Here is a 25,517-nt window from a genome sequence, read left to right as displayed (position 1 = left end):
ATGAAAAAGATAATTTTTATATTCATTGCAATGCTTACGACATTTAACAACATTACACTTATGGCTCAGAATAAAATAACCCAAACTGCCGGACGCACCGTTCTCGGTGAGTTCGCCCCAAAATTTGCGGCACTCAATGACGATGTTCTTTTCGGCGAAGCCGTCTGGAACGATTCTACGCTCAGTCTTCACGACCGCAGCATGATTACCATCTCTATCCTCCTCGGCAAAGGAGTGATCGATTCCTCTTTCCGTTCGCATCTGGAGATGGGCAAAAAACATGGCATCACCCGCCGTGAGATTGCCGCGTTGCTGACGCAAGCAGCCTTTTATGCCGGCTGGCCCAACGCGTGGGCAGGGTTCCGCGTGGCGAAGGAGGTTTGGGCGGACGAGGATGCGGTAACGGAGAAAGAACGTTTCCAGCAGGAGATGATTTTCCCTATCGGCGAACCGAACACGGCATATGCCGAATATTTCGTTGGCAACAGCTACCTCGCCCGTGTATCGAATGCGCAGATTCCGTTCGCTAACGTGACATTCGAACCGCGTTGCCGTAACAACTGGCACATCCACCGGGCAACGAAAGGCGGCGGTCAGATGCTCGTCGGCGTGGCCGGATGCGGCTGGTATCAGGAAGAGGGCAAGCCCGCACAAAAGATCCTGCCCGGCACGGTCATTCATATTCCCGCCGGCGTAAAGCATTGGCACGGTGCGGCAGCCGACAGCTGGTTCGCACACCTCGCCTTCGAGATACCCGGAGAAAATACCTCCAACGAGTGGCTCGAACCGGTGACGGACGAAGAGTATGACAAATTAAAATAAGGACACATGATAAAATTATTAATTATCGGCGGTCTCGGTATGCAAGAGATATTGGTTATCGCTTTGGTCGTATTGTTGTTTTTCGGCGGTAAAAAGATTCCCGAACTAATGAAAGGTATCGGGAAAGGTGTACGCTCTCTCAAGGAGGAAATGAATAATATCGAGAACAAGATCGAACAACCGGAAACCGTATCGGAACGAGTTGAGAAGCCGGAATAGTTAACCAGGGATGGTTCTTGGGGGTTAAAAACAATCTTTGAGAACCGTCCCCCTTGTTTCCTATATTACGTTTCACAACCTGATTCAATACACGTGTTTCCACTACAGTTTTAGAAATCAACTATTTTCAGCATATCAATACCTCCGGGGCTAGCCCGATGAGTTAAAATCAAATACCAATCTAATACGGGAATTTTATTCATCAATTAATCTCGTTTTTCAATTGATACTCGTTTTTAGTTTTACGATAATAGCCCAATCCGATTATATCAGCCAAGAACCAGCCGATAGGAATAGCCCACCAGATTCCCACGACACCAATAGACGGAATATTTGCCAAAACGTAAGCCAAAATAACACGAGTTCCCAGAGAAATGACCGTCAATACCACGGACATCGCCGGTTTTCGGACTGCACGGTAAAAACCGTACAACAGGAAAAGACAACCTATCCCGCAATAAAATACCCCCTCTACACGAAGATACTGCACTCCGATAGAGATGATTTCCGTTTCATGAGGTCGTACAAAAATCAGCATCAACGGGCGAGCAAACAAAAACACGAGAACGGAAATAATAACACAAAAAACGGTAGTAGTCATAATAGCACTACGAATCCCACGACGAATACGGTCTGTCTGTTTAGCTCCGAAATTTTGAGCAATAAAAGTTGAGAAAGCGTTACCAAAATCCTGTACTGGCATATAAGCAAACGAATCGATCTTAACCGCAGCAGCAAAAGCTGCCATTACAGCAGTACCGAAGCTGTTTATTAATCCCTGTACCATCAATATACCAAAATTCATAACGGATTGTTGAGCGCACGTCAACATAGAATAAGAAGTGATCTCTCTTATCGTAAGCCAATCAAAATGCATATCCGTACGTCGTATTCTAAGTTCCGGAAATCGTTGAACAGCATAAATACACAATCCGATAGCCGATACAGCCTGAGAAATAACCGTGGCGACACCGGCTCCCATAACTCCCCAGTCAAAAACGAGGATAAACAAGAGATCGAAGACAATATTTAATACAACCGCTATGGCTAAAAACCATAAAGGAACGATGGAATTCCCGATCGCACGTAATAGCGATGCATAGAAATTATAAACAAACGTGAAACCTATTCCCCAAAAGATAACCCATAAATAATCATACATTAGGTCATACAACTCTTCGGGCACTTGCAGTATACCGATAATCCGATCGATCCATGTAAAAACAGCTATATTAAGTACAACCGTTACCAAACTGATCAATACTAATGAAACATAAATACTCCGTCTTAAGGCTACACCGTCTTTTGCTCCGTAACGGAGAGAGAAAATAGCCCCACTCCCCATGCATAAACCGAGAAGCACTGAAGTAAGAAAAATCATCAGCGTATAAGCCGAACCGACTGCAGCTAACGCATCCGCACCCAAGTATTGCCCAACAATCAACGTGTCAGCCACATTATAAAACTGCTGTAACAGATTTCCTACTATCATGGGAACCGCAAACAAAAGCATCGTCCGGCTGATAGGTCCTACCGTCAAATCAATGGATTTCGTCATTAAAATCAGGCCTTGTTTTTACCGGCGCAAAGGTATATAAATAAACGAAAAAGCGTCTCCCTCCCCCTACGCTTTCCTCCTTCCTCAATAAATCAGTCTTATTTTTCTATCACCAATCACCTAATCGTCGAATTCTCCGATCCCTTGTTCAATTCATAACGTTGCCCTTAATATCGTTAAAACCGCCGCTAAGGCATTTCAATTCTACCATAGTTCAATTAATAGCCGTTATAAAATTAATTAAAACCGACAAAGAATCAAACAGTTATACTTCGTCGGCCGATCATTTTTTGAGCCATTTTTCATCCCGGCTTTTAAAGACGATTAAACTATCTTTATCCTCCATAAGATTTTTAGCCTCTATATTCAATTATTTAAGCCTCTATCCAATTATCTATATATTTATTCCTTCATTGACTCAAAATTATTTTTAATGAGCTCTTTAAATTCTTCTTTCGTTTTTTCTTCCAAAAAAGAAATATCAATAAATTCGAGCCATTTGGATAGAACCTTTTCAAACTTCTTAAAAATATTCCCAATGATTTTATTTTCCAATCCTGTTAATTTCATAGCCATTACAAAATCAGATTTACCTATTTTTCTCTTTTTTCCATTGAGAGTTAAGGCTAATTCTTCGGAATCCAAAGGAAGCACCAACTTAGTAGGCAATAGATCATAAGCTGGTGTCAGCACGTAATTATAAGGTTTTGTGCTATATAAAGAAAAGTTTTTCAAATGCATATCCGAATTTCCCGTTATCCACGCAAAAAGCACTTCCTCCCAAAAGTTAATCACATCTAATTTAGGCGTAGCGGAATACTTGAAAATACATTTAGCTATCTGCTCATACGAACCCTTATATTTATATTCAGTAAGCTTTCCCGTTAGCTGACACATATCTTCCATCGCATACTTCTGCCCTCTTGCATTCCGGTCAATACGTTTTGTAATATAACATAATTCCCCATCCTCAAAACGGATCAAAGAATGAGGAACGACTCTTATTTTAGCAATTTCGGCTAAATGCATTGTTAAATCCTCTAACTCTGGCAATTGTTTATAATATCGACTCTGAGGCTTCAAAATATAGCATCCCCATAAGCCGACGATAGTAAACCTTTTAGAAACTCCTTCTGCTTTCTCAATATTTAAAGAGAGTTTAGGCTGTACTCCCGTAAGTGAAGTTTGACTTCTCACGACCTTTTCAGCAAGTTTCACTAAATCTTTCTTGTTATAAGGAAGAATCGGAGGTTCTTTCGAACCATATATTTTTTTAGAACATTGAGAATGATAATCCATCATTTGGTTATCCAACTCCCGATAACAGTATAAACATCTCTTCATTAATTACCCTCCTCTCTTTTAGCGACAACACTCACATTTCCAATACAATCCTTACAACAAGCCAAAAGAAGTGCCATGCGGTCACGGCTATTAATTTTCCAACTCTGTTCTGCGATAGCTAATAACCAACCTTCAGGAATCAATCCGTCAAAAAATGGAAATAGTACGGAACTCCTATAAGGTTTCGAGACAACAGGAAGAGTTAAACTAACAGGTTGTGAATCATCTTCCGAGACATATTCATCCATATAAGTGAATGTGAACCCATTCTCATCTTCAATCAAAATCCCGGCTAATTGATTGCCAACATAGATTTCAGCTTTTTTCATAACTTATCTCTTTTGGCCGGTACAACACCTACTTCACTTCCGAATAAAACAAGAACCTGATTTACTTTATCCAATCGAAGCGTTTCTTTTCCTTGTTCCAACTCACGAACAAAGCGCAGACCGACACCTGCCTTTTCCGATAGATCCACTTGCGTAAGCCCTGTCTCTTTACGCATTTGTTTTACATATCCCGCTATAGTTTGGTTTTTCATATTATACCCGTTTAGGTACAAATATAGCAATTACATTCATATTATACCTTATGAGGTATAAAATTATTAATACAAAACATCTTTACACCCCAAAGGGTATAAAATAAATGATCTCAATTTCACCATAGTCTAATTAATAGAAAAAGGAACTTGCCAATCGAATGCGAAAAATGTTATTTCAATTCTACTTTAGTTCAATTTTGAAAAACAACAATATACAGCCATACTCCCAGTATGTTTACAATGAAGTTGTAAAAGTTACGGTGCTTGGAATATTCTATCTGTGCGATGCCTTTAAATCCGGAATTTCGGATTTGAGCCACCAATTCAAAAATCTGACCTTCAACATGCGCCACGACCGTATGGCGGGATTGGGCAACTCGGAAGGAAGCCAAAAGACTCTCAATATGCTCTTTGCCATACGCACCATACAAGAGCGCACGGGCAGGGACTTGGGGGCTACGTTCCTCTCCGGCACGACCATCAGCAATTCACTGACGGAGCTGTACCTATTGTTCAAGTACCCGCGTCCGAAAGAGCTGGAGCGGATACCCGGTTTCAATCAAAATAATTTGAATGAAATCCTCTCATTTTATATGAACCAATTCCACCGGTTGTTTCTTTACACCATCCAAAGGCATACTGTAATATCTCACCTTCTCGAAATCAACAGTTTTCAGGTCAATACAACGAATGTTGCCATTATACATGGTCCGGTAGTAAATGATACTATTTTGTGTATCCGTGGCCACGGTAAATTGGGTAGCGCTTGGAACATCGGCAGAAGCTTTTCCCCATGGTTGCTCGGTACCTGTTGGAATATCGAAATTATTCAGGATATGAAATGCCTGAAAAACACTTTCTTGTGCAGACGGCTGTTGCGGGGCTGTCAGTTGAAAGAAAGTGGCACGAACAAACCGGGACGGAGAGGTGAAATCTCCCGGAAGCCCAAGCAACCCGGAGCCATGTCCGAAGGATTTCATCTGCAACGGGCCATAGTTATGTTCCGGCAGTGTACCGGGTTGCAAATTAATATAATTATTCAAATTTATCCAATGCCATTCCAGGCCGGGAGAATTGGTCAATACCCCCAACGGGTTGTCGTAAAAGTGCATGACCTCGTTTACGATTTCAAGCACGACCTGCCGTCCCGAAGGTTCAGTGAAACGCCAATGAACGGTGGAGGAACGAGGATCGATGTTGGTAACCCGTATGTTTTGAAGCTTTTCCTTCACTTCATTCACGGTCGAGCATTCACCTAACACGTAAGATACCAGTTGGAAATCCGCCAGGCTTTTCTCCTTTTGGGAGGAATCGTAAGGAGGATATTTCCCGTAATTGGGAAAATAGAACAGTCCGGCGGACAGGCCTTTCTCATTGACACCTTCCACCATAAATTCCTTTTGTTCCACGGACAAACCGATGAATCCGTATTTGGTCGTGAACTTCATTCCATCCATACCTGACGGGGTCAACGACTGAAGTTCCTGATGGCGCGGAACAACCACATACATCGTATTCATCACACTTTCCGCCCATTCAACAGTACGTGCGGCAACAACTGCACCATCACGACTCTTTAATGTAATACCGGTACAAGCATTCGCCGGTACTTGTGATTGCAAACCGGCTGTAGCCAGCAAGATTAACGATTGTTTTAAGTTCATAGTTTATTGTTTTTATATTTCTACAATAAAACGTTTGAAAGATAAAAATGTTTTAAGATACAATGAATATTAGCGTCGTTAAATTATGACCCGCTCATTTTTCACCAAGTCAGGAAATATTAAGTTGTAAAGCAATACTTTGGTCTAAAAAACAGCGATATCCCGGAACCGGGTTAGACATACAATAAAAAAGCAATGTTTCGCGCAAATTAAAAGGTAATCGGCATTATCAGCACGGCTACCTTTCCGTATAAATATTTAACAAACATACCGTCATTATTTTAGCCCATTATTTACCCAAGAAAGATTTTAAACAATTGTGTGTTTTATTTCTGGAGAAATATAAGGGTAGAAATTTATTTTGAAGTCAGTCATGCATCGATCGGCGTATAATTAAAAAGCCCCGGCATCGAATTACCGGGGTTTCTTCTTAATTTATTGTATTACTTACTGGGCCATGAAAGTCAAATAAGTAAATGTATTGCCCGTTCGCAGGTACAAATACACGGTTCTATGATAACTATAATTTTTTATCTGATTTATAATCAGATATTTCACGATCTTTCCTTGTTCCTCTTCTTCATAAACGCTACAATCGAAATACTCTTCATTATCCGGGATGATATACTCGATATCCTTTAAGCGGGTAATGTCGATTTGCAACCGGTAATTATAAACGAAAGAACCGATATCCGTTCCGGGTTCTGGCAAAACACCATTGGATAAAGTTACGGGAAGGTATTTCACTTTTATTCCCGTGTTATCTTCCATAGCCGATTCGATGTACATTTTATAATAGGTATCTTTTACCCTGAAGGCTTTATTTCCCGAAGGGAATTCCATTATCATATCCTGAGAATAGATCAAGTAGCCATGACTAACCGTGGCCGCTATTTCCGTGGCAGTAGCCAATACTTTTATATCGCTTGCATGGCCTAAATTGGGCATCCTACCTAAATCGGATATCCAAACCCCTCTTCCCGTGAGGTTATTCGATTTATTTAAATAGACACCGGATTGACCGAGCATAACCTTTCCGTTATCTTCATTGAGCATATTCAACGTAATCGTACCCTCCGGCTCAACAATCGTTTTATCATCATCACTACAACTCACAAAACTACACACACTCAGGAACAACAAAAGCATTCCCCATAAATTTCTTTTCTCCATTTTTCAATTGACTTTAATTTGACACACGACAACTTTACTTCGTTTCCAGCCTCAAAAATAGAGAAATATTAGACATTCGTTCCAATCTCTTCGATATTTAACAACAAAAATAAAGATTCCATAAACGTAAAGATTGAGAATACTGAGATTAAGAGATTTAGGGTTTGAATTGTAAAATCGCCTAATCTCAGAATTCACCTAATTTAAACTTTACAATTTAAAATTAAACAGATGGTGAAATTTATGATTTTGACTGCTCCTTTTCGAGGAAAGATTTCAGGACTTCGGCGTGATTGTGTTCTTTGTTCCGAGAAGCATACAAAAGAGTGACGACGGAATAGGATTTGATAGCCTCGACAAATTGGCGGGCCGCATCGGAATGTTCCAGTTCCTTCTCGTAAGTAGAGGCAAAATCGTTCCATCGGTTTTCAGGATCGACATGAAACCATCTGCGAAGATCGGGCGACGGGGTGATCTCTTTGGCCCAAATATCGTAATGAAAGTCTCCTTTTTTCATACCTCTCGGCCATAAACGATCCACAAAAACCCGTACTCCGTCTGTTTTTTCCGGATCGTCATATACTCTTTTCAATTGTATTTTCGTCATCTCTTTTCAGTTTTATCAGCTTCCCGTATATCCATTCATACCGGTTTATCCGGCCAAAAGTTACGTTTTTAACGAGTTCCGGTCTATAAAAAAAGTCCGTGACAGCCTAAGGGTATCACGGACTTTCGTTTCGCCGATCGAAATTATTTCATCAATTTATCGTACGTACCGTCGTGCAAAGCTTTAACAGCCGCATTCAGTGCCTTATTATCCTCGTTGGTGATCATGTAGAGCTCATTCATGTCCCAGAGATCACGGGCGATCAAAGCCTTAATAAATTGCTTCATCTCCGGAATAACGGGGGTGAGTAATTTCTGGTCTTTCTTTACTCCCTGTTTCTCTCCGTTGGCAACGATCTCGTTGATCATCGCCTCGGTCACGCGGAAGTTTTTCCGGAAATCTCCAAACCGAGGATACTGTTTTTTCAAGCTCGCCCGGTTTTTATCCACGTAGTTCAAAATAAAATCGTTAATCACATTTTTGGCAATCAAGTGGTTGAAATAGGAGTAATTGATTCCCGTATCGATCGGGACGAATAGATCGGGAATGATTCCACCGCCACCGTATACCAAACGATGTCTCTCTTTCGTGTAATACTTAGTAGAATCGGTCACCTGAATACTGTCCGCGTTGACCAACTCACCGCTATTGTAACGTTCGTACAACTCGGCCCGGTAATCTTTTCCTTTATACGGTTTTTGGATGCAGCGGCCGGAAGGGGTATAGTAATGAGACACGGTCAAACGTACCATAGAACCGTCTGTCAGAGGAAATTGGCGTTGTACCAACCCCTTCCCGAAAGAACGACGCCCCACGATCAAACCGCGATCCCAATCCTGAACGGCTCCCGAAACGATTTCGCTGGCAGAAGCCGAATTCCCATCCAGTAAAACAGCCACTCTTCCGTTTTGGAATAACCCGGCAGGCGTAGAATACTCATCCATACGTCCCGTGGCTTGCCCGTCGGTATAAACGATCAGTTTACGTCCGTCCAGCAGGTGATCGGCAATACCTATGGCCGCCCCCATGTATCCCCCGCCGTTTCCCTGCAAATCGATGATCAGGTCTTTCATTCCCTGAGCCTGCAACTTTTTCACGGCTTCCTCGAACTCTTCAACCGTGGTAGCCGCAAAACGGGCGATCTTTATATAGCCGATGTTTTTGTCAATCATATAAGCCGCATCCACACTATGAATCGGAATTTTATCCCGGATAATATTAAAATCAAAACGTTCGTTACCTCGCAAGACGCCGACATTCACACGGGTCCCCTTCTCTCCCTTCAGTCTCTTCCGAACCTCCGTGTTGGTCAATCCTACCCCGGCCACGTTTTGTCCATCGATCGCAACAATACGATCCCCGGCCATCATGCCCACCTTTTCGGCAGGTCCACCGGGTACAACGTCCACTACCATCAAAGTATCGCGCAAGATATTGAACTGTATACCGATACCGAAAAAACCGCCCTCCAGAGGTTCATTGGCCTCTTCCACCTCCTCGCGGGAGATGTAGACGGAATGAGGATCCAGATCCGCCAATACCTTTATGATAGCATCTTCCGTCAATTTGCCCAGGTTAACGGTATCCACGTATACCGCATCAATCATTTGCATCAGTCGCTGGTACTTGATGGATTGCTCGCGAACGGCCCTTTCGTCCCGTTGTGCGTCTGCCCTTCCCCAGCTAAAACAGGCGATCACAATCAAAACCGCCGATAATAAACTTCTTCTCATATTGTATTATTTTAATTTCTCTTTCATCCTTCTACGTAAAGATTATGCAAATGTAACGAAGAGAAACTATTAATTCTATTAATATAGTCTTAAATCATTCTATTTCTCCAATTCGATCAACTCCAGATCGGATATATTTCCGGCTGCAATAACAAAACGAACAGCCGTACGCACCGTATGAAAACCGAATTTTCCAGCCGCTCCCGGATTAATATGCAAACAATCCAAATTTTTATCATATTTTACCTTCGCAATGTGCGAATGCCCGCACACGAACAGTTTAGGATGTTCCTGGTACATAATTCCGGCTACCTTTTGTTCATAATGTCCCGGATAACCGCCGATATGGGTCATCAACACCTTCACTCCTTCACAATCGAACAATTGTCTTTCGGGAAACATTCGGCGCAATATCCCACCGTCGATATTACCGTAAACGGCCCGTAAGGTAAAACGCTCGGAGAGCGCATCCGTAACGGCTGCATCCCCGATATCCCCGCAATGCCAAACTTCGTCGCAATCTTTAAAGAATTCCACGATCTTAGGGTCTAACCACCCGTGCGTATCCGATAACAAACCGATTTTCATAATCATTTATTTTTGTGTTACAATAGTTCCTCTTTCACTCGTGTTTTCCACCTGTATACAGGCCGGAACCTCCTGCTGCATCTCCTCCACGTGAGATATCAGGCCCACGATCCGGTTTTCATCCCGTAAGGCTTTCAGGGTGTCGAAGACGATAGACAGCGACTCTTTGTCGAGGGAACCGAACCCCTCGTCTAAAAAGAAAAAGTTCTGCTTGATCCCCGACAGATGCCGGATGTTATCCGTCAAAGCCAAAGCTAAAGAGAGGGAAGCCTGAAAGATTTGCCCGCCGGAAAGAGTTCTCGCGCTCCGGGTCCTCCCCTCGTTCATTAAATCACGCACCAGGAAATCGTTATCTTCACTCAACTCCAATTTCAATCGTTGACGGGTCATCCGAAAAAAACGCTCGTTCGCCGCATTACATAAGTTCTGCAAATAAATGGAAGAGACAAATTTGACAAAATCGTTTCCCCGGAAAAGTCCTTTCAACAGTTGGAGATTCTGAAGACGCTCCTCCAAAACGGTTAACTCTTTCCGGATCTCCAGCAGGGAGGCATAGCGCTTCTCCAAATCCGAAATATGATTGTCTAAAGCCCCTGATTCCGCTACCAACTCCCGTTCGCGGAACTGTTTTGCGGAAATTTCTTTTTGCAAGGTCATGTACTGATCCTCATCATAGACAACGCCTTTCAATAAGTTTTCCAATTCGATTCTCCGTAACCTTACCGCATGAAGTTGCTGATTATACCGATTTATTTTTTCGTGGGATTCTTGAATATGTATCTTTTTCTTTAATACCTCTTTCACGGGTTCTATACCGGAATAATCCGTATCCTTTAAAAGGGAGCTCAATTGTTTTCTCACACTCTCCTCTTCCCCTCTTAACCGGATAAATTCCCGCTCTTTTTCCTCTATATTTCCTTCCAATTTGCGATTTTCCAACTCCATTTCCCGTCGTTTTTCCACGGCTCCCGCGTAATCCTTTTCCAATTTCTCCAATTCCCTGTTTCCTTCCGTCAACACCTTGTTCAACTGCTCCAAACCGTAGGATTCATATCTTTTCGTATCGAGTCCTTCGATCTGTACCGCCAATAACTCCACCTGCGCCCTTCTCTGTGCCAACAACCGGTCGATCTCATCCAACCTGAGCCTGTATTTTTCCAAGTTTTCCCGTTGAAGCTCAATCTGCTCGCCGATTCGAGCGATCCGGTCCTCCCGCCTTTCCCGCCGGACCTTCAACTCCGCCGCCCGTTTCATCTCCTCCTCTACCTTCTCCGGACACTCCGGGGAATAGGTTTTCCAGCCAAATAGATCCGAATGTTTTTTCATTGCCTCTTCTGTCTCTTTCATCGCAGCCTCCAGCTGATCTTCCCGTTCCCGGCATACCCGGTAACGTTCATTCAGCAAGGTCAAACGGGAAATTAAAACCGAAAGCTCTTTCTCTTCGTTCTCCAACTGCACGATCAAATCGGTATTCTCCTTAACATCTCCCTCCACAGCCTCCGCACGCAAAGGATAGGGATGCGACAAAGCACCGCATAAAGGGCAAGGAGTTCCTTCCGACAACTCCATGGCAAAAGTCGCCAAACATTCACGGGTTCCCAAACGCAACGCCTCTTTTCGCAAAAACTTCAACCGCTCGGCAACCGACTCCGTCTGTTCTCTGCATACCTTTAGCCATACTTCTCCTTCCACCTTATCCAAATGTCGTATAACCGTATACTTTTTCCGCAACGCGATATACTCCCCGATAAGTTCCTCTTTCTCTTTTTCGATTTTCTTTTTTTCTTTCCCGCTTTTTTCCCGATCCGTCAACAAATGTTGACGAACGGAAAACCACTCCCGGATATCTGACAAAACCCTCATATCGGGGGTAACCCGTATCAACTCTTCCAACTCCTTCTTCTCCCGTTTCAACTCTTCCTGTCGTTTATCAATCTCCTGACGGGTCTTTACGACTATCTCTTCGCCTTTTGCTTTCCGTCCTTCCAAATCACGGCATTCTCTTTCTACCTCCAAGCGACGAATAAAGGCATCTACACGCTCCATTCGTTTTCTTATCTCTTCTTTTTCCCCGTATCTCTCCTGAAGAACTTCAAAATTTTTCATAAAGGAGAGTAAAATCTCTTTTTTCTCTTCCCCGATTTTCCGCAGGTTTTCCAAAGCAAAGCTCACCTGTCCCGAACGATGCTGGAGATCTTCCAAGTTTCCTACCGGTTGTTGAAAATGCTGAAGACAAAACTCATATTCCGTCAGTTCGGCCTGCAACCGCTCCATTTCCGGTTGCATATCAACCAACTGCCGCTCCGTCTCTTTTTTCACGGCCAATTCGTCCAAAAGCAGTTTTGTCGTTTTCAGCTTCTCTTCCCGGGATAAAATCTCCCGTATCTCCCCTTTCAATCGTTCCTCCTCCGTTTTCAACTCTTCCCGTTTCTCCCGTTTTTCTTGTATCGTTTCCGGGGCGACCTCTCCCAATCCGACGATCCGGCCCCGAAAATCCGTCACTTGTTGCCGGGTCTCGGTCTCTAATGTCGTCACGCTTTCTGAAAGATCGTATTGACGCAGATCTCCGAAAAGTTCCATCATCATCTCCGTTCGCTCCTTGTCCCGCAACATCAGGAAATCCTGAAACTTTCCTTGCGGAATAATCACGACCCGTTTAAAATTCTGCACGGTCAACCCGATGATACCGATCAATCCCTCCCGGGTAAACGGCTGCCACTCTCCTTTCTCTTCAAAATAATAATTGAACTTCGGAGAAGAAACATCCGTAAAATTCTTCCGGTTACGTTTACTCTCCACGGAAGCCCGGTATCTTCTCCCTTCCGTTCCCGCAACAAACTCAAAATCCACGAAAAGTCGATCGGCCTGCAAATTCATCAGATTGTATTTCACCTCCGTATTCAAACGATCGATAGTTCCGTATAAGACATATATCATCGCTTCCAATATAGTCGACTTACCGCTTCCTACCGGACCGAATATACCGAACAGTTTAGCCCCGGTCAGTCGGGTAAAATCAATCGTTTGCCGCTCCCGGTACGAATAAATTCCTTCCAATATCAGCTTTACGGGAATCATATAAATATAATTAATAGCACGTTATCGTTCTTTATTTTTAGCCAGTACCTCCCGAAAGAGTGTCATCAGTTCCTTGTTGGGCTCCTGTCCCTTCCGGCTTTTAAAATACTCGGCAAACAATGCGTTCACGTCCGAACGCAATTCATGGATCGAAGCGGCACGGGCTGCCGTTACCGACTCGTTCTTCACTTCCGGAATCAACCATACGATCCGGTCGTGAGCGGCATATATGGCTCTTGTCTCCGCCGCCGTCAGGTAAGTATCCGTTACCACGGTCAACTCGACCCATACATCGGGATTTTCATTCAACCACCGGGTGGCTTCTCCGGCCCCATAAAATCTTTTCCTGACCAGCGGACAACCGCTTTTTAAAACCCTTCTTTCGACCGATGGAGCCTTTCCGGGTGCGACCTCCACCAACACAACATATTTTTGTTGTTCCGCCTCGCTAAAGCTGTAACTTAACGGGCTACCGCTATAAACTACCGGACAGGGAACCGTATCGATCATCTGATACCGGTGCAAATGGCCCAATCCCGCGTATTGCACGACAGCCGGGATCATGGAGGAATATACCGCATCGGCACCTCCCACCTGAATAGGACGTTCATCTTCAGGCTCTTCAGGGACCTCGCCTCCTTCCCTCATTACAAAAAGATGGGCGATCAGTAGATTTACACCCGAATCGTCACAATAGCGTTTGGCTGTTTCCTGCCAGTATTCGGCCAACTCTTCCCGTAAACGGGCAGGTCGATCCTCTGTTCCTAAAAACTTCTTCAGTCGTTGCTCATTCGTGTATGGAGTATGTATAATCCGCAACGAATAATCGAACCCTGGAAGACGGAAAGCAGCGTATCCCCGGTCAGCTTCTATCAGGCTTACCTCTCCTTCGATAACGGAGGTCCTTAACTCCGTCATGGGATTACCCACGAAAAATATACCGCACTCCTTAGCCAGCACGTCGGGAGAGTCGATCCGGTCCGGCGAATCGTGATTTCCGGCAATGGCCACCACCAAACGACGCCCCCTGTCTGCCAACCGATAGAGGGTACGGTATAACAATTCGATGGCTTCCACCGGAGGATTGTAAGTATCGAAAAGATCTCCGGCCACCACGACGGCATCCACTCGCTCCTCTCCGGCAATACGTACAATCTCGTCCATTACCTCTACCTGCTCGGCCATCCGTTCCCGTTCGTTCAAACGTTTTCCCAAATGCCAATCCGAAGTATGCAAAATCTTCATACTTTATCTGTCTTATTCGTTATTTCGCACCCGTACACACCTTTAAAACAGTTCTGCAATCCATCGTTTAGGAGATCCGATCCCAAAACCATACAATCTCTCAATCACCGAATCTTTTAATCACCCAATCACCTAATCCCTAAATCGATCAATCCTTTACAAATCCTTTCAACATCTTTATCTCTTCCGGCCATAACGATTCGTCGGGAGTCTCCAAGATAAGCGGAATATCGTCGAAACGAGGATCCTGCATAATCATCTTAAACGTCTCTATCCCCAACTCGCCTTTACCGATACTTTCATGGCGGTCCACCCGTGAGCCCAATCCTTTTTTAGCATCGTTCAAGTGCATTCCCATCAGGTATTTAAAACCGATCACCCGGTCGAAATGCTCGAAAGTTTCCGCAAAACCGGAGGATGTCGACAAATCGTATCCCGCGGCAAAAGCATGACAGGTATCGATGCATACCCCCACCCGGCTTTTATCTTCCACCCGGTCGATGACGTAAGCGATTTGCTCGAACCGGTAACCTAAATTAGAGCCTTGTCCGGCCGTATTCTCGATAACGGCACTTACCCCATTGGTCTTGCTCAACGCCCAATTGATGGATTCAGCAATCCGTTGCAGGCACTCCTCGTCGGTGATCTCTTTTAAGGAACTTCCCGGATGAAAATTCAACCGATCCAGTCCCAACTGCTCACAACGCTGCATCTCGTCCAAAAACGCCTCTCTCGATTTCTCCAAAGCACCCGCCTCGGGGTGTCCTAAGTTGATCAGATAGCTATCGTGCGGCAATATCTGCTTAGGCATATATCCCCATTGTTCGCAACGCTCCTTAAAAAGGGCTATGTTTTCAGCCGAAAGCGGTGCCGCCTTCCATTGCCGCTGATTTTTCGTAAAGAGGGCAAAAGCCGTGGCCCCGATTTCACGGGCATTCAAGGGTGCATTTTCCACACCTCCCGATGCACTTACGTGCGCTCCGACATATTTTTTCATTACTCTAAATTTTAATTTCTCCGTACAAGTTCCGTAATATTTTTTCAAACGGTAAAAATCACAAGAAGTTATAATTCGTATACAAAGATAGGGAGTAAATTGAAAAATTAATAAAAGAAAACCAAAAAGACGGGTACAAATTGCTAATTAAAATCTGATAAAAATCGTTGGATCTTTTTCTTGTATCGAATTTTTCTACCTTAAACCTTAAATTAAACACTCAAATCATTATCTTTGCAGCCGCAAAAAATAGTCGTAAATATTCACACGGAGATACATGGGTTTTACTGAAGAGATATTAAGAAGACGTACTTTTGGCATTGTCAGCCACCCGGATGCGGGTAAAACGACCTTAACGGAAAAATTACTCCTGTTCGGGGGTGCCATTCATATTGCCGGAGCGGTTAAATCGAACAAGATAAAAAAAACGGCGACCTCGGACTTTATGGAAATCGAAAGACAAAGAGGCATTTCTGTGGCCACCTCCGTGATGGGTTTCGAATACAAAGACGTCAAAATTAATATCTTGGATACTCCCGGTCACCAAGACTTCGCCGAAGACACTTTCCGGGTGTTGACGGCCTGCGACAGCGTGATTATCGTGATCGACGCCGCCAAGGGTGTGGAAACCCAAACCCGCAAACTGATGCAGGTATGCCGGATGCGCAAAACTCCCGTTATTGTTTTTATCAATAAACTGGATCGGCCGGCAAACGATCCTTTCGATATATTGGACGACATCGAAAAGGAGTTGCAAATCAAGGTAAACCCTTTAAGCTGGCCTATCGGCAGCGGTGATACCTTCAAGGGTATCTATAACCTCCACAAACAGAATTTATGCCTCTATTCCGCCAGCGTACAAACCATACAGGACGGTATCGAACTGAACGATATCGATACCCCGGAACTGGACGAGTACATCGGTGAACGAAGTGCCCGACAATTGCGGGACGATTTAGAGTTGGTTCGGGAAGTATATCCGGGCATAAACCGCGAGGAGTACTTGGATGCCACGGTGGCTCCCGTCTTTTTCGGTTCGGCTTTAAATAATTTCGGTATCCGGGAGATGCTGGATTGTTTTATCGAAATAGCCCCCTCACCGCTTCCACGGGAGACGGAAGAACGAATAGTCCGCCCGGAAGAGGAGAAATTTACCGGATTTATCTTTAAGATCCACGCCAACATGGACCCCAACCACCGGGACCGCATTGCTTTCGTGAAGGTATGCTCCGGCATATTCAAGCGGAACACCAATTACCTGCACGTGGGATTGGGAAAAAATTTAAAATTCTCTACCCCTACCGCTTTTATGGCTTCTAAAAAGTCCATCATCGACGAAGCCTATCCCGGTGATATCGTCGGTTTGCATGACACGGGTAATTTTAAGATCGGAGACACCCTGACGGAAGGAGAAAAACTGCATTTCAAAGGAATTCCCAGCTTCTCGCCCGAACTCTTTAAATACATCGAGAATGCCGATCCGATGAAATCCAAACAGTTAGCCAAAGGAATCGATCAATTAATGGATGAAGGTGTCGCCCAATTATTTGTCAACCAATTTAATAACCGAAAAATCATCGGGACAGTGGGAGCCTTACAATTCGAGGTAATAGAATACCGCTTACTCCACGAGTACGGTGCCGCCTGTCGCTGGGAAAATATCAACCTTTACAAAGCGTGCTGGATCGAAGCGTTAGATTACAAAGAGTTAGAAGACTTTAAGCTCCATAAAGCCCAGTATTTGGCTAAAGACAAGTGGGGACGGGACGTATTCTTAGCCGAATCGCAATACATGCTTCAAATGGCACAGAATAACTATAAAAATTTGCTTTTCCACTTTACCTCGGAATTTTAATCCGAGGTTAAAATTCTTTATAATCTCGTCAAAAGAGTCAGGAAATTTTCAAAGAAGAAAACGTGTTCGATTTTTCCGGCATAAACGAGTATACGGACGATATACGCAACTATTACGAACTTCTCATTCATCTCCAATCAGACCGAAAACCATTGGAAAAGATTTACAGTACGAATCAAATACCATACTGTAAAGAAGAAAAATAACCGGAATAGAAACAAACGGTCCGTTTCCATTCGATAAAAGCAGAGATTAACCCTCAAAAATACAATACGAGCCGGATTATTCAGTAACTTTGTATGTCAAATACAAATAAGTTATGGAAATAAAGATAGGATTCTCTTTTACTCAGGAGATTATCGTGAGACACGAAGATACCGCAGCCGTGTACGGATCGGGTAAATTAGAGGTGTTCGCAACTCCTGCTATGGTCGGTTTAATGGAAAATACCGCTATCAAATGTTTAGAAGGCATGTTGGAAGCCGACAACGACACGGTCGGTATAGAAATCAACGTGAAGCACGTGAAAGCCACTCCCGTCGGTAAAAAAGTAGGATGTAAGGCAACCATTACGGAAACAGAAGGACGTCGCATTCGCTTTGAAATCGAGGCATGGGATGAAACCGCAACAATCGGTACGGCTGTTCATGATCGTTTTATCATCAATCCCGTGAAATTTTTGAGTAAACTCGGTTAACATCAATCGCACAGATCCATGTTCAAGCTAACGTCACAATATACGCCGACCGGAGACCAACCGGAGGCAATAGAGCAACTCGTGAAAGGCATCGAGGGGGGTGATCCGTGTCAGGTCTTACTCGGAGTAACCGGATCGGGAAAAACATTTACCGTTGCCAATGTAATCCAAAAAATACAACGCCCGACCCTGATTCTGAGCCATAATAAGACGTTAGCGGCCCAGTTATACGGGGAATTCAAGGCTTTTTTTCCGGAAAATGCCGTAGAATATTTTGTTTCCTACTACGATTACTATCAACCGGAAGCCTATTTACCCGTAACCAACACGTATATCGAGAAAGATCTTGCCATCAACGATGAAATAGATAAGCTCCGTCTACGGGCTACCGCTTCCCTGCTATCCGGACGCCGGGATGTGATTGTCGTATCTTCCGTCTCCTGTTTATATGGAATGGCAGATCCGACCGCTTTCGGAGCCAACACGATCAGGTTGCGAACCGGGATGAAGATTGCAAGAAACCAGCTGCTTCGCAGGTTGGTGGATGCCCTATATGCCAATAACGAATTGGAATTCAAAAGAGGCTCATTCCGTGCCAAAGGGGAAACGGTAGACATATTCCCTTCGATTGAAACTTTCGACGGCATTGCTTACCGACTTGAATTCTGGGGGGATGAGATCGACCGGATCTCCTCTTTCAGTCCTCAAACCGGAAAAACAATAGATACTTTAGAAACCTTAAACATCTATCCCGCCAATCTTTTCGTGACGGACAAGGCCACCGTTACCAAAGCCATACACGATATAGAGCAAGATTTGATCGTACAGGTCGATTTTCTAAAATCCATCGGAAAACATTTTGAAGCCAAACGATTGGAAGAACGGGTAAAATACGATGTGGAGATGATACGCGAGTTAGGGTATTGTGCCGGAATAGAAAATTATTCCCGCTATTTCGACGGAAGAGCCGCAGGCATACGTCCGTTTTGCCTGCTGGATTACTTTCCCCGGGATTTTCTACTCGTGGTCGACGAATCCCATGTCACTCTTCCTCAGGTGAGGGCCATGTACGGGGGAGATCACTCCCGTAAACAGACTTTGGTGGAATACGGATTCCGTCTCCCGGCCGCTTTCGACAACCGGCCGCTCACGTTCGAAGAGTTCGAGGCCAACACGGGACAAACCATATACGTCAGTGCCACACCCGCCGATTACGAACTGGAAAAATGCGACGGGGTCGTCGTGGAGCAAATCATCCGCCCGACGGGCATCCTGGATCCGGAAATAGAGGTCGTACCCAGTAAGAATCAAATAGACCATCTCATAAACGAAATACAGAAACGAATAGAGCTTAACGAGAAGGTATTGGTCACGACCCTCACCAAACGCATGGCGGAGGAGCTGAGCAAATACCTCGACCGTATCAGCATCAAATGTCAATACATTCATTCGGACGTAGATACGCTCGAACGGGTACAAATCATCGAAAACCTTCGGAAAGGAGTCATCGATGTCATCGTCGGCGTAAACCTGTTACGGGAAGGACTGGATATGCCGGAAGTCTCTTTAGTCGCCATTTTGGATGCCGATAAAGAGGGTTTCCTGCGGTCTACCCGTTCTCTGATCCAGACTTCAGGCAGGGCTGCCCGTAATCTGAACGGAAAGGTCATCATGTATGCCGATACCGTTACCCGCTCCATGCAGGAGACCATCGACGAAACAACATACCGCCGGGAGAAGCAAACGGAATACAATAGCCGGCACGGTATTACACCGACTCAAGTTCATAAAACTACCGAATCGGTCTTAAAAGAGACTTCTCACGCCTATGTCGAAGAAGAGCACGTAAATACGGCTGCCGATCCAGTCGTCGCCTATATGAGCAAACCGGAAATAGAAAAAATGCTACAAAAAACCAAAGCCGCCATGCAAAAAGCGGCTAAAGAAACAGATTTTCTGGAAGCCGCTCGTCTACGGGACGAAATGTTTAAACTGGAGGAACATTTAAGGAAATTAACGAATTAACCATTGAGGGATTCTGAGATTGAGGGATTCTGAGATTGAGGGATTCTGAGATTGAGGGGTTGGCGATTTAAAGAGGGTGAGATCGGATTCAATCGTAAATTAAAACATTCACCAACCTCTAAATATCCGACGGAATTACCCCTATCCTCTCGAAGAGTCTTCGCTTTTTAAACTCATATGCAGAATAGGGAACGGTTTTCCAAAAGCATCCGTTGCATCCCTCCCGATTACTTCAAAGCCCATCCGCTCGTAAAAACAGAGCGCATTTTCATTCTGCTCGTTTACGTCAACCTTAGAAATTCCTCTGCATTGCACGGCATAATGCAATAACCGTCGCCCCAATCCCGTTCTTTGTGCTCCGGGATGGACAAACAACATTTCAAGCATATCTTCCCGAATTCCCATAAAAGCCAGAATTCGCCCCTCATTCCCCCGAATGACATAGAGTGATACGGTATCAAGATATTGATTCCGTACCAAAGGCTTAAAAAAACGAATATCCTCCTCCGCAAGAAAATCATGAGTAGCCCGAACCGAGGCTTCCCAGAGGTCGGTCAATTCATCGTAATCACAAACTGCAGGTCGTACAATCTCGCTCATCGTCAATTATTTATTTAAGACAAAAGATGGCGGACAAAACAAGTTTCCACCTCTTTCTTTGTATTCGTCGAATTATAAAGAGGTATACCTATCAACCGATAACTTTTATTCCCTTGTCGCATCAAAGTTCGATCTATATAATTTTGATCCTCTGTCGTTATGGCTTGCAAAAAATCATTCTTCCATTGATCCGTTTTCAGGTGATCACTCCCTTTGGGTTCCACAAATACCTGAAAATAGTCATTTCCCTTTCTCAGCAACAACAGAAAATCAGGCATAAACCCTCGTCCCTCGCGATCATATATTTTATATACCTCTTCGTTACGCAACAGGTATACCTCATCGTAACGACTTTTCAAATTACCGATGTATCCTTTTATGAAATCCAAAAGATCACGTTCTTCATCTGTCCCCACAAACGCATCCAACACATACCAATCGTTCGCAACCACACTCTTCTCGTACTCCTTATCATAATTCGCCTCAACCAGCTTTTCTTTAGATTTTTCAAATACATCCGCTAAAGCAACCGACTTAAAGCAGGTGGCGGTATAAGGTTGCGAATACTTTTTTATCTCCTGTTCCAGCTGTTCGAAGAAACGGATTGCAATCTTCAGATAGTCGTTATGGGTCAATGCCCGATTCGTCGTTACGGAGAGAGGAAGTCCCGCCAATAGGCCGCTATCATACAGTTCATCGATAGATTCGACCTTCAATTCCTTAGACAAATTTCCTATCCGATAGACGGAATCCATCTGCTTAGACAATCGATTGATCGCCTTCATAACGATATGACGTTCCATATCCCGAATCGTTATCAGTAGTGTCTTGGCTTCAGCATGATCGACATATTTATCCTCATCGTCCCGGTTATCATCAAAAAGAATTTTAGCCTCTTTCTGTTCTTCTATGATTGTACAGGCAAAATACCACTCCTTTTCGATCTGATCCAGACTTTTCTTCTGCCTGAAGGGATTGACTATCCGTTCGTTCTTAAACAGCTTCGCCTTCCGGTAAAATTCGCCGGCACGGAACGTTTCTTTCAGTCCAAACACCTTACGCATCTTCCTGTCTTCTATCAAATTTTTCCGTTTCAACTCCTGAATCAGGTCCCCTATATAGCGCTCATCGTTATCACTATGAAAATAAAATTCCTCCAATACCCTTAATTCATGGGTCAGATCATCGTCAAATTTCCGTCTTCCCCTCTCCTTATCTCCATAAGAAAACGGATAATACCTTATTCCTCTACCTATCAACTGTACCTCCTGGGTCGTCGCCCGGCTGGTTGCCGATTTCTTTACATTGCTGCCCCCCGTATTCTGTCCTTCATACAATCGTACGATATCATACAGGTTTAAAACATCCCATCCTTCCGTCAATCTTTGCACGGAAAATACAGCCCGGATGATATTATTTCTATCTTCCAGATTGTTCAATAAACGATCCTGGCTTTCCGTGGTCTTCTCTTCTCCTTTCCCTTTCCCCTTAGCCGTTTTATCGGAAGAATTGGTTATAATACAATTTTGAACCTTAAAGTGGGTCTGCAAAAACTCGATTATACTTTGAACTTCAATACGGTTATCCGCAATATAACGCCTGATATCCATAATCCGGCTTTGGCCTCTTCGGTAAACCTCCTTCATCTTATCCAGCTCCTCTTCCTTTACCGTCCCGATAAAATCGAAATCGGAAATACTCAAATTATCAATCAACTCTCTAAAAAAGACAAAATCCGCCTGGGAAGCTTCAATAGTTTTACTCCGGAAAAGGATAACCGATTTAAAATCATATAAATGGAACTTAATAGCAATTTCCTGTCTGTACCAGTTAAACAATAATGCCTGCAATATTCGCAACCGTTTATCGAAAGAAGAACTGACTAAATGAATCTCTTTCGTGTATCCGGCCCGAAGGAAATCTTCAATCTGAAATTTATAAACCGTCTTATCCGCGTACTTTTGCAACACGCTCCTGACCTCCGGGATAGTAGCCGTAAATTCCAAAAGTATATTTTTGTTCGGCCTGTCACCCCTATAACCGTATTTATTCAACAGCAACTGTATGGCCGTATTTTCCCATCCCCTTTCGATATCTTCCTCTTTCGCGTTTGTTTCCGATATGCTCGTGTTAAAATCCGGACCATACAATAACCCTGTTTCGTTTTTCGTGTTGGCATTCAGATGATGAGCTTCATCCGCTATCATGATGATATCCCGCTCCTGCAACTCCTGCAAGGTCGTGGCATTCTCTTTTATATTATAGACGTCGTTATGCAATTTTTGTATGCTGCAAAACTTTATCTCCAATACATCATCCCGATCCGAAAACACCTCCACCTTCTTTATATTCACGGTCTCCTGATCAATCGTGATCATCGGCTGAAACAGGTATTTGTTATGTCCGGGATTGGAGAGATTATCTTCCGTTTTACCTACAATGTTGTTCTGATTAACAAAAAAGATCACCTTACGATACCCCTGCTTATAATAATAGAGCAATAAAGCCGCCATCAACAAGGTCTTACCCGTACCGGTAGCCATATTAAACATCAGGTGGTTTCCTCTCTCCTTATTCCTCTCGTTCAGTAAAAAATTTTCCAGGGCCTCCCGTTGCCAGTAAAACAGATCGAATTTCAGATTCCGGGTGATGTATTCAGGTATAACAATAGGGTTCTCGACATATTTCTTACTCTTTTCCAACTCTTCATACAAATAATCGATCTCCGCCGGATTCCCTAAACTCTTATGGGTCATATCTTATCTTTTATAAAATTCATTCGCGGCAAAAACATCCTCCTCCTTCACGGTATACCGGATATCCCCTAACTCCGCGTAATTGATATAAAGCTGATTCAAGTCGAGCATCTTACAGAAAATCTCTTTCTGCCTCCATAGAGGCAAAACCATGAAAGTTTCTTCCCGGCTGACGTTTTCCCTAAATTCTCTTACCTTCAAGTTGTAATCCAAAAAATAACGCTCGCACATCTGTTCAAAAAAAGCCAACAACTCATCGTAATTTTTACATGCATTGATTTTCTCAATAGCTCTCTGGTTATTTCTGGCCAACTCGATATAGACGTATTCCGTATTTTTCAGACGTGTCTTGATTTTCTCCTGCGTCTCTTCCAATTGTTCCACGGCAATATACCGACGGTTGAGATAGTCGGCAACATAAGCTGTTGTAGCACTTCCGGCAAAGAAATCAAGAACGATATCCCCCTCGTTCGTGGTCATTTTAATCAACCGTTCCATTAACTTATAGGGTTTTTCCGTGATATATCCAGTCCTCTTCTCTCCGTCCACCCTTATTCGGGCCGCTACCGCCGCCTTCAGCCAATCGGCATCGGAATTCAATTTGTATTCGGCAAATATCCGTTTCATCTCCTCCACGAAATCCTCCTCCGTGTGGAACAATTCCCACCAATCTTCCGGAATTTTTCCCTTCTCCGTGTACCCCTCACTCACGTCACTGTTCATCTCCCCGTTAAAACCTCCCACGTGCACTTCGGATTTCATCCTAACATCATCCCCGTTAAAAATCCAGTTGCCGGTTTTACTATACCATAATATATTATCATGTTTCCGGTTCAATTGTTTCATTTTAGGTGAACCCGGGCCATTATAACACCAGATAATTTCATTCCGGAAATTCTCTCTCCCGAATACCTCATCCATCAGGATTTTCATATAATGTACCTCATTCCAATCCAATTGAACCAAAATGCTTCCGTCATCAGCCAACAACTCCTTGGCTACCTCCAATCGATTACGCATAAAAGCAAGCCAGGTCGAATGGTTGAAATTGTCATTATAACCAAAACTATCGTTTCCCGTGTTGTACGGGGGATCGATATAAATCAACCTGACCTTCCCCAAAAAACGTTCCTTCAAACTGTACAGAGCCAACAGGTTATTTCCCTTTATGACCAGATTATCCTTGATCACTCCTCGTTCATCGTATTGAAATCCTGCAAATCGTTTCTCTCCGTTTCCGGTATTACGCCTTACGTTTTCAAAAGCCTTGGGCTCCAACAACCGATCTATCTCCTCACTACCTATGACCGCATTGAAAAACACCTCTTTCCTCTTCGCCTTTTTTTCCACGTAATCGGATGCATCGGCATTCGCTTCAAAATAAATGTCCACTCCCTCTTCCGTGCTTTGCCCCCCTTCGAGTACACAATCTTTAAACGGAAAGTACAAAACCACCTCTCCGTAATCTTTCAATAGTTTACCTCTTCCGATAGCCAACCCGATTTTATTCTCAAATTTCGTATAACTGTGATCCAGCATATCCTGTTCCAGAAAAAAACCGAAATCTCTCTGCTTAAATACATAAACCGCACCGCATCGAATAAAAAAACGTTTCCGGCATGTCTCATTCTCCAACAAAGAAGAGATCAACCACTCCTCTTGTTCATCTACCGCTCTCTTAAGCGCATTCACATCCACTTCACCGCTATCCGTCAAACACTTATTTTTTGTTCTCAATATATCAAAAACCACATCCGCGTAACCGATCAATTTACTCATTCCACTATATGTATTATCTTCTGTTATTATTAGTAAGAGTTCCCCATCCTTTCTCTAACCTCTCCATTATCAATCGCATTCGATTGATTCAGGTTCAATATCATTCCTTTACAAATATAAATTAAGATACGACGACATCGAAGAAAACAAAAGAAATAATTTCTTCCGCTCTTTTCCGGTTACAAAATTAAACTTCGTATTTTAAATTCAAAATGATAATATACATGTTATCC

At 43.6% G+C, this 25,517-nt stretch carries 21 protein-coding genes and 1 pseudogene; 6 read left to right on the top strand and 16 right to left on the bottom strand.

What is annotated here, in order from left to right; genetic code table 11:
• A complete protein-coding gene (locus NVS78_RS08445; protein WP_286358796.1) occupies positions 1 to 822 on the top strand; it encodes a carboxymuconolactone decarboxylase family protein in 822 nt (273 codons plus the stop codon).
• A gap of 6 nt (positions 823 to 828) precedes the next feature.
• Positions 829 to 1,041, top strand: coding sequence for a Sec-independent protein translocase subunit TatA/TatB (locus NVS78_RS08440; protein ID WP_286358795.1), 213 nt, complete (start codon positions 829 to 831; stop codon positions 1,039 to 1,041).
• 202 nt (positions 1,042 to 1,243) lie between these two features.
• Here the strand turns inward: NVS78_RS08440 and NVS78_RS08435 are convergent, their stop codons facing one another.
• The 5 genes from NVS78_RS08435 to NVS78_RS08415 all read right to left on the bottom strand — a co-directional run bounded on the left by NVS78_RS08435 (position 1,244) and on the right by NVS78_RS08415 (position 4,879).
• Positions 1,244 to 2,599, bottom strand: coding sequence for an MATE family efflux transporter (locus NVS78_RS08435; protein ID WP_286358794.1), 1,356 nt, complete (start codon positions 2,597 to 2,599; stop codon positions 1,244 to 1,246).
• Positions 2,600 to 3,001: 402 nt separating this feature from the next.
• Complete coding sequence (locus tag NVS78_RS08430; RefSeq protein ID WP_286358793.1) at positions 3,002 to 3,943, bottom strand: HipA domain-containing protein; 942 nt, start codon at positions 3,941 to 3,943, stop codon at positions 3,002 to 3,004.
• The gene (locus NVS78_RS08425) at positions 3,943 to 4,272 is read right to left on the bottom strand and encodes a HipA N-terminal domain-containing protein (RefSeq protein ID WP_286358792.1); all 330 of its coding nucleotides are present in this window, start codon (positions 4,270 to 4,272) and stop codon (positions 3,943 to 3,945) included. The genes NVS78_RS08430 and NVS78_RS08425 overlap by 1 nt, the downstream gene beginning before the upstream one ends.
• Positions 4,269 to 4,484 carry a helix-turn-helix transcriptional regulator gene (locus tag NVS78_RS08420; RefSeq protein WP_286358791.1) on the bottom strand — a complete coding sequence of 72 codons (216 nt, stop codon included), beginning with the start codon at positions 4,482 to 4,484 and terminating at the stop codon, positions 4,269 to 4,271. The genes NVS78_RS08425 and NVS78_RS08420 overlap by 4 nt, the downstream gene beginning before the upstream one ends.
• Positions 4,485 to 4,678: 194 nt before the next feature.
• On the bottom strand, positions 4,679 to 4,879 hold the full coding sequence (locus tag NVS78_RS08415) for a hypothetical protein (protein WP_286358790.1): 201 nt from the start codon (positions 4,877 to 4,879) through the stop codon (positions 4,679 to 4,681).
• On the opposite strand from NVS78_RS08415, the pseudogene NVS78_RS14230 reads away from it, so the two are divergent.
• Positions 4,796 to 5,032 (top strand): annotated as a pseudogene (locus NVS78_RS14230) (helicase-like domain-containing protein); the annotation flags it as partial. The gene NVS78_RS08415 and the pseudogene NVS78_RS14230 sit on opposite strands and share 84 nt — an antisense overlap.
• 39 nt (positions 5,033 to 5,071) lie before the next feature.
• On the opposite strand, the gene NVS78_RS08410 reads toward NVS78_RS14230, so the two are convergent.
• The 8 genes from NVS78_RS08410 to nfo all read right to left on the bottom strand — a co-directional run bounded on the left by NVS78_RS08410 (position 5,072) and on the right by nfo (position 15,572).
• Positions 5,072 to 6,151, bottom strand: a complete 1,080-nt coding sequence (locus NVS78_RS08410; RefSeq protein ID WP_286358789.1) for a linear amide C-N hydrolase — start codon at positions 6,149 to 6,151, stop codon at positions 5,072 to 5,074.
• Between the two features lie 447 nt (positions 6,152 to 6,598).
• On the bottom strand, positions 6,599 to 7,324 hold the full coding sequence (locus NVS78_RS08405; protein ID WP_286358788.1) for a DUF5036 family protein: 726 nt from the start codon (positions 7,322 to 7,324) through the stop codon (positions 6,599 to 6,601).
• 241 nt (positions 7,325 to 7,565) lie between these two features.
• Positions 7,566 to 7,931, bottom strand: coding sequence for a DUF488 domain-containing protein (locus NVS78_RS08400; protein ID WP_286358787.1), 366 nt, complete (start codon positions 7,929 to 7,931; stop codon positions 7,566 to 7,568).
• Between the two features lie 143 nt (positions 7,932 to 8,074).
• The gene (locus tag NVS78_RS08395; protein WP_286358786.1) at positions 8,075 to 9,664 is read right to left on the bottom strand and encodes a S41 family peptidase; all 1,590 of its coding nucleotides are present in this window, start codon (positions 9,662 to 9,664) and stop codon (positions 8,075 to 8,077) included.
• Positions 9,665 to 9,763: 99 nt separating this feature from the next.
• A complete protein-coding gene (locus tag NVS78_RS08390) occupies positions 9,764 to 10,255 on the bottom strand; it encodes a metallophosphoesterase family protein (RefSeq protein WP_286358995.1) in 492 nt (163 codons plus the stop codon).
• Positions 10,256 to 10,258: 3 nt separating this feature from the next.
• Entirely contained in the window at positions 10,259 to 13,330 is a 3,072-nt protein-coding gene (locus NVS78_RS08385; protein WP_286358785.1) for an AAA family ATPase, read from the bottom strand.
• Between the two features lie 21 nt (positions 13,331 to 13,351).
• Positions 13,352 to 14,575, bottom strand: coding sequence for a metallophosphoesterase family protein (locus NVS78_RS08380; RefSeq protein ID WP_286358784.1), 1,224 nt, complete (start codon positions 14,573 to 14,575; stop codon positions 13,352 to 13,354).
• A 148-nt stretch (positions 14,576 to 14,723) separates the two neighbouring features.
• Entirely contained in the window at positions 14,724 to 15,572 is an 849-nt protein-coding gene (gene nfo, locus NVS78_RS08375) for a deoxyribonuclease IV (protein ID WP_286358783.1), read from the bottom strand.
• Between the two features lie 277 nt (positions 15,573 to 15,849).
• On the opposite strand from nfo, the gene NVS78_RS08370 reads away from it, so the two are divergent.
• The 3 genes from NVS78_RS08370 (at position 15,850) to uvrB (ending at position 20,149) form a co-directional block, all read left to right on the top strand.
• The gene (locus tag NVS78_RS08370) at positions 15,850 to 17,427 is read left to right on the top strand and encodes a peptide chain release factor 3 (protein WP_286358782.1); all 1,578 of its coding nucleotides are present in this window, start codon (positions 15,850 to 15,852) and stop codon (positions 17,425 to 17,427) included.
• 319 nt (positions 17,428 to 17,746) lie between these two features.
• The gene (locus NVS78_RS08365) at positions 17,747 to 18,124 is read left to right on the top strand and encodes a thioesterase family protein (protein WP_286358781.1); all 378 of its coding nucleotides are present in this window, start codon (positions 17,747 to 17,749) and stop codon (positions 18,122 to 18,124) included.
• Between the two features lie 18 nt (positions 18,125 to 18,142).
• A complete protein-coding gene (gene uvrB, locus NVS78_RS08360; RefSeq protein WP_286358780.1) occupies positions 18,143 to 20,149 on the top strand; it encodes an excinuclease ABC subunit UvrB in 2,007 nt (668 codons plus the stop codon).
• Between the two features lie 141 nt (positions 20,150 to 20,290).
• Here the strand turns inward: uvrB and NVS78_RS08355 are convergent, their stop codons facing one another.
• From NVS78_RS08355 to NVS78_RS08345, 3 genes are read right to left on the bottom strand one after another with little or no spacing between them, the layout of a single operon-like run.
• Entirely contained in the window at positions 20,291 to 20,749 is a 459-nt protein-coding gene (locus tag NVS78_RS08355; RefSeq protein WP_286358779.1) for a GNAT family N-acetyltransferase, read from the bottom strand.
• Positions 20,750 to 20,763: 14 nt separating this feature from the next.
• Entirely contained in the window at positions 20,764 to 23,505 is a 2,742-nt protein-coding gene (locus tag NVS78_RS08350; protein ID WP_286358778.1) for a DEAD/DEAH box helicase family protein, read from the bottom strand.
• A 3-nt stretch (positions 23,506 to 23,508) separates the two neighbouring features.
• Positions 23,509 to 25,284 carry a DNA methyltransferase gene (locus NVS78_RS08345; RefSeq protein ID WP_286358777.1) on the bottom strand — a complete coding sequence of 592 codons (1,776 nt, stop codon included), beginning with the start codon at positions 25,282 to 25,284 and terminating at the stop codon, positions 23,509 to 23,511.
• Positions 25,285 to 25,517 lie beyond the last annotated feature (233 nt).

This window comes from Gabonibacter chumensis (genome assembly GCF_024741215.1).
Classification (GTDB): Bacteria; Bacteroidota; Bacteroidia; order Bacteroidales; family Marinifilaceae; genus Gabonibacter; species Gabonibacter massiliensis.
The sequence above is the reverse complement of the archived record's forward strand: the minus strand, read 5'-3'. Positions and strand labels throughout refer to the sequence as shown.